Source organism: Streptomyces sp. NPDC059851 (assembly GCF_042732005.1).
In the GTDB taxonomy this organism is placed as follows: Bacteria; Actinomycetota; Actinomycetes; order Streptomycetales; family Streptomycetaceae; genus Streptomyces.
The window spans coordinates 1-8,772 of sequence record NZ_JBHWJJ010000215.1 but is presented as its reverse complement, the minus strand read 5'-3'; the positions used below and the strand labels follow the sequence as shown (position 1 = coordinate 8,772).

The following is an 8,772-nucleotide window of genomic DNA, read 5'->3' as shown; positions in this document are numbered from 1 at the left end:
GGCGGGGGGTGGTGGCTGTTGTTTTTGTTGGGTGGTTCGTGTGGGGGGGGGGGGGTTTGGGGGGGGGGGGGGGGGGGCCCGGCGCCGCGCCCCCCCCCCCCCCACCCCTTTCCGTTTCGCTTCCGGCCCGCGCCGGCCCCGCCCTACTCCGGCTTCAGGACGAACGAGGTGCGGGCCACGGGCAGGCCCGGGAACTTGGCCTCCACCACGTAGGTGTCGGGGACGGCGCTGCCCGCCGGGGGCGTCTGGCACTGGTCGGCGGCGCTGAACCTGCGGTCCCACTCGACGGTCTGCTTGGTCTCGCCCTGCGCCGGTACCCGGTAGAAGGCGCTGCCGGGGCCGGTGGGGCAGTCGCCCGAGGACCAGACGGCCTTGCTGGTGCTCGCCTGGAGGATCGTCAGCACGGCCTGCTTCGGGCCGAGGTCGGCCTTGCAGGTCGACCCGGTGATGTTGCGGGCGATCAGTTCGAGGCGGGGCTTCTCGCTGGCCTCGTACTCGTTCTTGACGCTCTTGACCTCCCACTGCAGGGAACTCGTCGAGCAGGTGGGCAGCTGGGAGTCGGCCGGGACGGCCGCCGCGCCGCCCGCGCCCCCGCCGCCCGCTCCGGTGCCGGCACTGCCGCCGCCCGCCGCCGAACCGGAACCGGCGCCGCCGCCCGAACCGGAACCGGCGCCGGGGTCACCGTTCTTGCCGGTGCCGCCGCCCGACTCGGCGCGCCCGCCAGGGGCCTGACTGATCGCCGGACCGGTCCCGGACGGTCCGGGGGTGATCGAGGTGGCGGGGTCGGGCCCCTGCTGGCCCTTGCCGTTGGTACTCGACGTGCCGCCCGTGGAACTGACGGCCCATACGGCGAGGAGTGCGAGGAGCGCGACAACGGACGCCAGCACGGCCCTCCTTCGCCAGTAGATGGAGGAGGGGAGCGGCCCGACCGGATTGCGCATAGATCCCACGGACGGAACTTTACGAGAGTTCGGGGCCCGATCCGTGCCCCACATGCCGCGTATCCGGCGGGTTTTGCCGATGATCAGCCTGCGGGCGGGGGGCAACCGAAACGAATCGGCCAGGGGCCGTGCCGGGGCCTCTCCCCCGGTTGAGTACGGTCGGTGACCATGGACTCTTCCGACCTCTACCGCGACATCACCGATTCCGCCCACTCCGCACCCGGCTGGGTGCAGTCGGCCTTCGAGGTGTGGACCGAATACGGGCTGCTGATCTTCGGCGTCCTGTTCATATCCGTGTGGTGGCGTGCGCGCGGGCAGCGCAACCCGCAGGCGATGGCGCTCGCCGTGCTCGCCCCGCTCGCCACCGCCGTGGCGTACGTGGTCTCCGAGAGCGTGAAGCTGGTCGTGACGGAGGAACGTCCGTGCAGGGCGGTCGCCCGGGCCGCCGCCTCGCTCGCGGAGTGCCCCGCCCCGGGTGACTGGTCCTTCCCGAGCAACCACTCCGCGATCGCGGGTGCGGCCGCCGTGGCGCTGGCCCTCGCGCTGCGCCGGCTGGTGCTGCTGACGGTGCCGATGGCGCTGCTGATGGCGTACTCGCGGGTGTTCGTCGGTGTGCACTACCCGCACGACGTTGCCGTGGGCGTGGTGGGCGGCGGCATCTTCGCCGCGGTCTTCGTCCTCGCGCTGACCGGTCCGATCAGTAGGATCGCCGCCGCCATGCGGACGAGCGGCAACCCGGCGGCACTCTGGTTCACCGGTCCGGGCTCCGCGCGACGGCCGTGAAACGTGCCAGGATGCCGTATGTCATGACTGCATCCCGGACAACCTCCTCCCCCGCCGAGACCCCGGCCGCCGCGCCCCCGGCCGGCGAAGCCGCGGAGGCGGCCCACCCCCTGCACTCCCCGGTCATCGCCTGGTTCGACGAACATGCCCGTGACCTGCCCTGGCGCCGCCCCGAGGCCGGCCCCTGGGGGGTCATGGTCAGCGAGTTCATGCTCCAGCAGACCCCCGTCAGCCGGGTCCTGCCCGTGTACGAGCAGTGGCTGGCCCGCTGGCCGCGGCCCGCCGACCTGGCCGCCGAGGCCCCCGGCGAGGCCGTACGGGCCTGGGGGCGGCTCGGCTACCCGCGCCGCGCCCTGCGTCTGCACGGCGCGGCCGTGGCGATAACGGAGCGGCACGGGGGCGACGTACCCCGCGAGCACGCGCAGCTGCTGGCGCTGCCCGGCATCGGCGAGTACACCGCTGCCGCGGTGGCCAGCTTCGCGTACGGGCAGCGGCACGCCGTGCTCGACACCAACGTGCGCCGGGTCTTCGCCCGCACCGCGACCGGCGTGGAGTACCCGCCGAACGCCACCACGGCCGCCGAGCGGCGCCTGGCCCGGGACCTGCTTCCCGGGGACGAGGTCACCGCGGCCCGCTGGGCGGCGGCGTCCATGGAGCTCGGCGCGCTGGTGTGCACGGCCAAGAACCCGGACTGCGCGCGCTGCCCGGTGGCCGGGCTGTGCGCGTGGCGGCTCGCCGGGAAGCCGGCGCACGACGGGCCGCCGCGGCGCGGACAGACGTACGCGGGGACGGACCGTCAGGTCCGCGGCAAGCTGCTGGCCGTGCTGCGGGAGGCGGTGGGGCCGGTTCCGCAGAGCGTGCTCGACACCGTGTGGAACGAGCCCGTGCAGCGGGCCCGCGCGCTGGACGGGCTGGTCTCCGACGGGCTGGTCGAGCCGCTCGCCGGGGGGATGTACCGGCTGCCCCAGCACCGCCCCGCAAACTGACTGATCCATTCCGTTTGTTGCGGGGAAACCCCAGCTCACAGCCGTTGTTACACAACCTATGGGTGTCCGTGCGCCCACCGCAGGCTGGCCCGCACAGGCTCGTGACAACGCCTCCGTACCGTCGTCTGTCGTTGGGCAGCGGATGAGCGGTTGCACGGAACGGAGGCGGTCAGAGATGGCGCACGGCGAGGTACTCGGCTTCGAGGAGTACGTCCGCACTCGGCAGGACGCACTGCTGCGCAGTGCCCGGCGCCTCGTTCCCGACCCCACCGACGCCCAGGACCTCCTGCAGACCGCCCTGGTGCGCACCTACGGCCGCTGGGACGGCATCGCCGACAAGGCCCTGGCCGACGCCTACCTGCGCCGCGTCATGATCAACACGCGTACGGAGTGGTGGCGCGCCCGCAAGCTCGAAGAGGTCCCCACCGAGCAGCTGCCGGACGCCTCCGTCGAGGACGGCACCGAGCAGCGCGCCGACCGCGCCCTGTTGATGGACATCCTCAAGGTGCTCGCCCCCAAGCAGCGCAGCGTCGTCGTCCTGCGACACTGGGAGCAGATGAGCACGGAAGAGACGGCTGCCGCACTCGGCATGTCTACGGGTACCGTGAAGAGCACCCTGCACCGCGCACTGGCCCGCCTCCGGCAGGAACTGGAGAGCCGGGACCTGGACATGCGCGCGCTGGAGCGCGGTGACCACCGCGCGGACCACACCATCCGGTACGAGGGGCGTGAGCGGTGCGCGGCCTGAATGGCCAAAGCCTGAGCGGTAGAAGTCCGCTGGTATTGATGTCGGCGGGGACGGTCGTCCTCGTCGGCACTGTGCTGTTCGCGGCCGGTTGCTCCACGACCGGGACCGGGCTGCGCGACGGCGGGCCCGCCCGCACCGAAACCGTCGCCAAGAGCGGGGCGCCGTCCTCACCGACCGGCCCCGCCCCGAGCCGGACGGCCCCGTCGGAGAAGCCGGCGCGGAAGGTCGACCCGATCGCGCTGCTGAAGGCGGACCCGCGGGTCAGCGCGGAGGTCAAGCGGGACCTCAAGCCCTGCACGGGCCAGGAGTACCCGGTGGACGTGAGCTACGGGAAGATCACCGGCGGGTCCGTGACCGACATCGTGGTCAACGTCCTGTCCTGCGCGGATGCGCTGGGGCGGGGCTCCTACGTGTACCGGGCCGAGGGCGGGGCGTACGAGAATGTGTTCTCGGACGAGCAGCCGCCCGTCTACGCGGAGATCGACCGGGGCGACCTGGTGGTCACCAAGCCCGTGTACGGGAAGAGCGACACGCTCGCCTACCCGTCGGGCGAGGACGTGATCACGTACCGGTGGAACGGCGAGAGGTTCACCGAGCAGGACCGCGTCCACACGGACTACAGCAACATCGACGGCGGGGGCCAGCCCGCGCCGGCGATCAGCCAGAAGAACTGACCCACCCGCAGCGAAGGAACCGAGGCGAGGCTTGCGCATGGCCGAGACCCATGTCCTGTTCGTGGAGGACGACGACGTCATCCGCGAGGCCACCACCCTGGCGCTGGAGCGCGACGGGTTCACGGTCACGGCCATGCCCGACGGCCTGTCCGGCCTGGAGTCCTTCCGCGCCGACCGGCCCGACATCGCCCTGCTCGACGTGATGGTGCCCGGCATGGACGGCGTGAGCCTGTGCCGCCGGATCCGTGACGAGTCCACCGTCCCGGTGATCATGCTGTCGGCGCGCGCCGACTCCATCGACGTGGTCCTGGGCCTGGAGGCGGGCGCCGACGACTACGTCACCAAGCCCTTCGACGGCGCCGTCCTCGTCGCCCGGATCCGCGCGGTGCTGCGCCGCTTCGGCCACGCCGGCGGCGCCAACGGCGCCGGAGCGGGCGGCGAGGACGGATCGGCCGAGCGCGGCCTGCTGGCCTTCGGCGACCTGGAAGTGGACACCGAGGGCATGGAGGTGCGCAGGGCCGGCGCCCCGGTGGCGCTGACGCCGACCGAAATGCGCCTGCTGCTGGAGTTCTCCTCCGCGCCGAACACCGTGCTCTCGCGCGACCGCCTGCTGGAGCGGGTCTGGGACTACGACTGGGGCGGTGACACCCGCGTCGTCGACGTCCACGTGCAGCGGCTGCGCACGAAGATCGGGCAGGACCGCATCGAAACGGTCCGCGGCTTCGGATACAAGCTCAAGGGATGAGACGCTTCACCTTCCGTACGGGGATCCGCTGGAAGATCGCCACCGCCATCGCCGCCGTCGCCGCGCTCGTCGTGGTCGCGCTGAGCCTGGTGGTGCACAGCGGTGCCCGCACCTCGATGCTGGACAGCGCCCGCGAGGTCCAGCTCGACCGGGTGCAGTTCATCTCCCGCAACGCCGACGCCGGGCGCAAGCCCCCCATGGGCGCGAAGCTCAACGACCCCGACCTCCCCGCCGAACTGCGGGAGAAGGCCCGGTCCGGGCGGCGCGGCACCTACATCCAGGAGTCCCCCAAGGGGCCCGAGGTGTGGGCCGCTGTACCGCTGGGGAACGGACAGGTGCTCTCCCTGCACACCACCTTCAAGGAGAGCGCCAAGCTGGTGCGCGACCTGGACCGGGCCCTGGTGGTCGGGTCGCTGACCGCCGTGGTCGCCGGCGCCGCCCTCGGCGTCCTGATCGGCGGGCAGATCTCCAGCCGGCTGCGCAAGGCCGCGGCCGCCGCCCAGCGGGTGGCGCACGGGGATCCGGACGTCCGGGTCCGGGACGCGGTCGGCGGTGTCGTACGCGACGAGACCGACGACCTCGCGCGGGCCGTCGACGCCATGGCGGACGCGCTCCAGCAGCGGCTGGAGGCCGAGCGGCGGGTGACCGCGGACATCGCGCACGAGCTGCGGACCCCGGTGACGGGCCTGCTCACCGCGGCGGAGCTGCTGCCTCCGGGGCGGCCGACGGAGCTGGTCCGCGACCGTGCGCAGGCCATGCGGGCGCTGGTCGAGGACGTGCTGGAGGTGGCCCGGCTGGACGGCGCGTCGGAGCGGGCCGAGCTGCAGGACGTGGCGCTCGGCGAGTTCGTCAGCCGCCGGGTGGCGGCGCTGATGCCGGAGGCGTCGGTCCGGGTGGTCGCGGACGAGATCGTCAGCACCGACCCGCGGCGGCTGGAGCGGATCCTGGGCAACCTGCTGGCGAACGCCGCCCGGTACGGGCAGCCGCCGGTCCAGGTCGACATCGAAGGCCGCGTCGTCCGGGTCCGGGACCACGGGCCGGGCTTCCCCGAGGCGCTGCTGCGGGAGGGCCCGAGCCGGTTCCGGACCGGGTCCACGGACCGGGCCGGGGTGGGCCACGGACTGGGGCTGACCATCGCCGAGGGGCAGGCGCGGGTGCTGGGCGCCCGGTTGACGTTCCGCAACGTGGCCGCGCCGGGCGGCGCGGACCGCGAGGGGGTGGCGGCGGGCGCGGTGGCGGTGCTGTGGCTGCCGGAGCACGCGCCGACGGCCACGGGCAGCTTCCCGATCATCCATCTGCCGGGCTGAAGCGCGCGGTACGGCCGGGTCTGGCAGGGGCATGCCGAGGAGGACCGGGTCGTTCGCGTGTACGGACCGGTGTTCTAGCATCCGTGGCATGACCGACGGTACGAATCCCCCGAGCACCCCGCAGCCCGAGCCCGCCCCGGGGAACGGCTACGGGTTCCCGCCGGTACCGCCGGCACCCGGCGGCTACGGCTACCCGGCCGGCCCGCAGGCCGGCGCCCCGGCCCCGGGCGGCGGCTTCGGCCCGCCGCCCACCGTGCCCGGGCCGCCGGCGGCGCCCGGCCCCGCGGCTCCGGGACAGCCCGCGGCCCCGGGACAGCCCGCCGGCCCGGGACAGCCCGCGGCGCCCGGACAGCCCGCCGGCCCGGGGGTCCCGAACCCGTACCAGCCGGGCGGCGGCCCCGCCCCGTTCCAGCAGAACCCCGCCGTCCCGCCCGCCCAGTGGCCGCCGGCCGGGTTGCCCGTCCAGGACGCCCCGGGGGCAGGACCCTTCCCGCCGCTGCAGTCCGAGCAGCCCGACTGGGAGGCCATGGCCGACCGCACGGCGGCCGAGCGGCGCAAGAAGAGGCTGTGGATGATCGGCGGCGGGGTGACCGTGCTGGCGCTGCTCGCCGGCGGCGGAACGTTCCTGCTGATGGGCGGGGAGGACGACAACGGCAACACCAACGCGGGCGGCGACCCCTCGGCCTCCGCATCCGCCTCGGCCTCGCCCTCGCCCAGCGGTTCCAAGAGCAAGGCGCCGGTCGACAACACCCCGACCGTCAAGGACGACCCCACCCAGCTGCGCGACCGCGCCGGCAAGGCCCCGCTGAAGATGGGGGCCGACGCCGGGGTCTTCCCCATCGACAAGCGGTACGAGATCCGCACCAAGGGCAACGAGAACTCGTACGCGGAGTCCGAGAAGCGGATCGTGGACACGTCCAAGAGCTTCACCGTCTCGGCCCGGGTCTGGAGCCGCTCGGCCAAGGGCCGGCAGATGGCCGTCAGCCAGGGCAACGAGAAGTCGTTCGCGTTCGAGCTGGGCCTGGACCAGGTGAACGGGAAGGCGGCATGGGTCTTCCGCGTGCAGACCGGGGACCAGGGCGCCGAGTCCACCACCGTCACCGTCAGCGGCGAGAGCGCCAAGATGGAGAAGACCTTCGCCCAGCTGACGGCGACGTACGACGCCGAGCGCAAGCAGATCGCCCTGTACGTCAACGGCAAGAAGGTCGGGGAGAGCGCGGTCTCCGGCGTCTTCCAGGCCCAGGGCCCGCTCCAGCTGGCCCGCTCCCGCCACGAGGACAAGTGGACCGCCGCGTGGAGCGGCGCCATGGACAGCGTCCAGACCTACGGCGAACTGCTGTCGCCCGCCCAGATCGACACCCTCAAGGCCGGCCGGGTCGACGCGAAGACCAAGCCGACGGGGGCGTGGCTGCTGTTCTGACACGCGAAGAACCGGTCTGACACGCGAAGAACCGGCCCGCTCAGCGGGCCGGTTCTACTGCCTGTCCGGGGGTGCTCCGGGGAGCTCCGGGATGTTCCGGGTGCGTCAGAGGGTGACGCCGGCGGCGCGCAGGAAGGCGACCGGGTTCACGGACGAGCCGTAGTTCGGGGTGGTACGGATCTCGAAGTGCAGGTGCGGGCCGGTGGAGTTGCCGGTGTTGCCGGAGAGCCCGATCTGGGAGCCCTTGGCGACCTTCTGTCCGATCTTGACCTGCAGCTTGGACAGGTGCGCGTACTGCGAGTACGTGCTGTTGCCGTGCTTGATCACGATGGCGTTGCCGTACGCAGGGCCGTCGCCGCCGCCGTTGGGGCCGGCCTTGACGACGGTGCCGGCGCTGACGGCCTTGACCGGGGTGCCGACGGGGACGGCGAAGTCCTGGCCGGAGTGCTTGGCGGACCAGAGGTTGCCGCCCTTGCCGTACGTCGCGGACAGCGTGTAGGTGGCGAGCGGCTTCTGCCAGGCGCCGGCCTTGGCCGAGGCGGCCGAGGTGGACGTCTGCGCGGCGGGCAGGGCGGCGGGGGTCTGGGCGAAGGCGGCAGTGGCGCCGGCCCCGAGGGCCAGGGTGGCGCCGAGAGCGGTGGCGCCGATGGCGAGGCGGGTACGACGGGTGCTGATGCGCTTCGCGGACATGAAGGAGACCTCCGGGGCCGGGGACGGGGGCAGTCAGGCATTGAGCAACCCGGCACCGCGAGCGGCGATGTGCCGGGCTTGCCCAACCTTGGTAACCCGCGTCCCGCGACATCCCCAAACCTCCCGATTACTACCACGACTCGTAAGGAAGGGCGGTGTGGCGCACCTGCTTGACCGCCCCTTCCTGCGGAACATGGGCGGCAAATCGGGTATTCGATCTACGAAAGATGGTAGGACGTCCGATTTGTCCTGTGCGGCTTGTCACCGGTCCAGGACCTCTACGGCACCGTTTCGGGACAAAAATCCTGTAGCCCCGAGACCTGCGCCGCCCTCCTCGGTCCCTGCGGACGGCCGGCTCCCCCGCCTCCGTTGCCGTGCGGGGCGCGGCCGCGCCCCGCACGGCCCGCTGGGCGCCCGCTGTACGGCCCGCTGGGCGCCCCGCCGGGGCGGGCGGTGCGGATCCCCGGCACCGGCCGCG

At 73.2% G+C, this 8,772-nt stretch carries 9 protein-coding genes; 7 read left to right on the top strand and 2 right to left on the bottom strand.

Annotated elements, in window-relative coordinates:
* Positions 1–143 precede the first annotated feature (143 nt).
* Entirely contained in the window at positions 144–887 is a 744-nt protein-coding gene (locus tag ACFV7Q_RS37290) for a hypothetical protein (protein WP_385435395.1), read from the bottom strand.
* A gap of 222 nt (positions 888–1,109) precedes the next feature.
* On the opposite strand from ACFV7Q_RS37290, the gene ACFV7Q_RS37285 reads away from it, so the two are divergent.
* The 7 genes from ACFV7Q_RS37285 to ACFV7Q_RS37255 all read left to right on the top strand — a co-directional run bounded on the left by ACFV7Q_RS37285 (position 1,110) and on the right by ACFV7Q_RS37255 (position 7,604).
* On the top strand, positions 1,110–1,724 hold the full coding sequence (locus tag ACFV7Q_RS37285) for a phosphatase PAP2 family protein (RefSeq protein ID WP_385435394.1): 615 nt from the start codon (positions 1,110–1,112) through the stop codon (positions 1,722–1,724).
* Between the two features lie 23 nt (positions 1,725–1,747).
* Positions 1,748–2,710 (top strand): A/G-specific adenine glycosylase, encoded by a 963-nt coding sequence (locus ACFV7Q_RS37280; RefSeq protein WP_385435393.1) that lies wholly within the window; start codon positions 1,748–1,750, stop codon positions 2,708–2,710.
* A 175-nt stretch (positions 2,711–2,885) separates the two neighbouring features.
* A complete protein-coding gene (locus ACFV7Q_RS37275; protein WP_385435392.1) occupies positions 2,886–3,458 on the top strand; it encodes a SigE family RNA polymerase sigma factor in 573 nt (190 codons plus the stop codon).
* Positions 3,459–3,496: 38 nt separating this feature from the next.
* Complete coding sequence (locus ACFV7Q_RS37270) at positions 3,497–4,132, top strand: hypothetical protein (RefSeq protein ID WP_385435391.1); 636 nt, start codon at positions 3,497–3,499, stop codon at positions 4,130–4,132.
* A 37-nt stretch (positions 4,133–4,169) separates the two neighbouring features.
* The gene (gene cseB / locus ACFV7Q_RS37265) at positions 4,170–4,877 is read left to right on the top strand and encodes a two-component system response regulator CseB (RefSeq protein ID WP_385435390.1); all 708 of its coding nucleotides are present in this window, start codon (positions 4,170–4,172) and stop codon (positions 4,875–4,877) included.
* Entirely contained in the window at positions 4,874–6,184 is a 1,311-nt protein-coding gene (gene cseC, locus ACFV7Q_RS37260; protein WP_385435389.1) for a two-component system sensor histidine kinase CseC, read from the top strand. Before cseB ends, cseC begins: the two co-directional genes overlap by 4 nt.
* Before the next feature lie 88 nt (positions 6,185–6,272).
* Positions 6,273–7,604, top strand: coding sequence for a LamG-like jellyroll fold domain-containing protein (locus ACFV7Q_RS37255; protein WP_385435388.1), 1,332 nt, complete (start codon positions 6,273–6,275; stop codon positions 7,602–7,604).
* Positions 7,605–7,709: 105 nt separating this feature from the next.
* On the opposite strand, the gene ACFV7Q_RS37250 is transcribed toward ACFV7Q_RS37255, so the two are convergent.
* On the bottom strand, positions 7,710–8,294 hold the full coding sequence (locus ACFV7Q_RS37250) for a M23 family metallopeptidase (RefSeq protein ID WP_385435386.1): 585 nt from the start codon (positions 8,292–8,294) through the stop codon (positions 7,710–7,712).
* Positions 8,295–8,772: the final 478 nt, after the last annotated feature.

Coding starts and splice junctions, on each gene's coding strand:
- ACFV7Q_RS37255 (WP_385435388.1), top strand. CDS start 6,273: ATGACCGACGGTACGAATCCCCCGAGCACCCCGCAGCCCGAGCCCGCC.
- cseC (WP_385435389.1), top strand. CDS start 4,874: ATGAGACGCTTCACCTTCCGTACGGGGATCCGCTGGAAGATCGCCACC.
- ACFV7Q_RS37270 (WP_385435391.1), top strand. CDS start 3,497: ATGTCGGCGGGGACGGTCGTCCTCGTCGGCACTGTGCTGTTCGCGGCC.
- ACFV7Q_RS37250 (WP_385435386.1), bottom strand. CDS start 8,294: ATGTCCGCGAAGCGCATCAGCACCCGTCGTACCCGCCTCGCCATCGGC.
- ACFV7Q_RS37285 (WP_385435394.1), top strand. CDS start 1,110: ATGGACTCTTCCGACCTCTACCGCGACATCACCGATTCCGCCCACTCC.
- cseB (WP_385435390.1), top strand. CDS start 4,170: ATGGCCGAGACCCATGTCCTGTTCGTGGAGGACGACGACGTCATCCGC.
- ACFV7Q_RS37275 (WP_385435392.1), top strand. CDS start 2,886: ATGGCGCACGGCGAGGTACTCGGCTTCGAGGAGTACGTCCGCACTCGG.
- ACFV7Q_RS37280 (WP_385435393.1), top strand. CDS start 1,748: ATGACTGCATCCCGGACAACCTCCTCCCCCGCCGAGACCCCGGCCGCC.